This window comes from Pseudomonas sp. SIMBA_067, assembly GCF_046534675.1.
GTDB classification, from domain to species: domain Bacteria; phylum Pseudomonadota; class Gammaproteobacteria; order Pseudomonadales; family Pseudomonadaceae; genus Aquipseudomonas; species Aquipseudomonas putida.
Window position 1 is genome coordinate 1 of sequence record NZ_JAWRYH010001019.1, and the last position, 249, is coordinate 249.

Annotated in this window: 1 pseudogene; it reads left to right on the forward strand. The window is 56.2% G+C overall.

Annotation, left to right across the window (positions count from 1 at the left end):
- Positions 1 to 249 (forward strand): annotated as a pseudogene (locus SB765_RS32300) (PTS fructose transporter subunit IIBC); the annotation flags it as partial.

The window sequence follows — 249 nt, forward strand, 5'->3', positions numbered from 1 at the left end:
GAAGCGTTTAAAGAGCCGGGTACGTTGGCAGCGGCGCTGATGCAGATTGGTGGTGGTTCAGCCTTTGCGCTGATGGTGCCGGTACTGGCAGGTTATATTGCCTTTTCCATTGCCGATCGTCCGGGCCTCACGCCGGGTCTGATTGGCGGTATGATCGCCACCAGCATCAACGCAGGGTTCTTAGGCGGTATTATCGCGGGCTTTATTGCCGGTTATGCGGCGAAGCTGATCAGCGGCAAAGTTAAACTG